A 1,222-nucleotide genomic window follows, 5' to 3' on the forward strand; every position below is an offset into this window, starting at 1 on the left:
AATTAACGAAAATCCTGTTCCGTTTCGTTGGAAGTACGGCTTGGAGTCTGCTGCTAGGTAAAAGTAAGTCTATTATGGAAACGAACTACTAGTAACATCATTTACACCACTAAATTTTGCTGCTTCCTTTCATAGGCCCAACACCCATTACCAGTCCGTTAGCTGTTATTACATCGGTAACGTGCATTTCATGACGATTCTAGTCATTGGATCTGGTTACCCGGTACAATTTTGGCTAAATAGTTTTAATTTTTTCCCTTGTGAAGCGTATCTCTCCGAATAATCCACATAATAACAGTAATCAGGAAGAAACATGCCAATGCCAAAAATGGGATGGTAATGAAGCCAAACCAATTAATATACTCCACATTGCATGGAATCCCAACTCTACAAGGAGTAAGCTCTCCGAAATAAGAAATTTTCTGTTCAAGATAGTGGTAAAGTGAGAACGATCCTCCAATGATTGAAAAAGGTAAGACATAATTAGTAATATGTGTGTCTCCTCTGTACGAAGCAATTCCTAAAATCACTGCAAGAGGATACATGAAGATTCGCTGGAACCAACATAGTGTACAAGGTACATATCCCGCCACTTCACTGAAATAAAGGCTTCCTAGAACAGCTACTATGGATATAGACCAAGAAATAATAAGTCCCCACTTGGAGAGAATCGACGCTACGTAAGCGTCAAATATTCCCCACCTATGAGCCTTCTCTTGTCCGTGAGATAATCTTCCTCAGAATGAAGCGAGGAGGATTTTTTTATGACGCAAGCAGATCTTAGAGAAACATGGAAGGCCCGTATTGAAGCTTATCGGGCTAGTGGACAGCGTGCATCGGAATGGTGTGCGATCCATCAAGTCACCACACGTCAACTCTGGTATTGGATACGGAAATTGAAAGATACCGATAAAAAACCGGCTCGCCAATCTCAATGGGTTACAGTCAACGTGGACAACCAGACGGTTGAGACCGAATCGTCTCTCCTCGTCAAGGTGGGTTCGGTCGCAATTGAAGTCATGTGTTTGTCAATCAAAAAGTTGACCACTTTGCTAAACAAAAAGTTGACCACCCACAAATGGAAAAATAGTAGGGTCGACAGAGTTCCATGTCGACCCGTATGGGTGTTTTGGTATTAAGTCAATAGAGTAGACACAAAAAGTAGAGATTTTATGCTGCATTTTTAATAGATTGATAGTACATACGTTCGTGTTCGATGGGT

Annotated in this window: 2 protein-coding genes; one reads left to right on the forward strand and one right to left on the reverse strand. The window is 41.1% G+C overall.

Annotation, left to right across the window (positions count from 1 at the left end; all coding sequences use genetic code 11):
• Window positions 1-245 precede the first annotated feature (245 nt).
• The gene (locus EFBL_RS19655; RefSeq protein WP_096184371.1) at window positions 246-695 is read right to left on the reverse strand and encodes a disulfide oxidoreductase; all 450 of its coding nucleotides are present in this window, start codon (window positions 693-695) and stop codon (window positions 246-248) included.
• 69 nt (window positions 696-764) lie between these two features.
• Here EFBL_RS19655 and tnpA point away from each other — a divergent pair, with 69 nt between their 5' ends.
• Window positions 765-1,139: an IS66 family insertion sequence element accessory protein TnpA gene (gene tnpA / locus EFBL_RS19660; RefSeq protein ID WP_096184373.1), complete on the forward strand. Its 375-nt coding sequence runs from the start codon at window positions 765-767 to the stop codon at window positions 1,137-1,139.
• The last annotated feature ends 83 nt before the right edge of the window (window positions 1,140-1,222 follow it).

This window comes from Effusibacillus lacus, from assembly GCF_002335525.1.
Taxonomy (GTDB): domain Bacteria; phylum Bacillota; class Bacilli; order Tumebacillales; family Effusibacillaceae; genus Effusibacillus; species Effusibacillus lacus.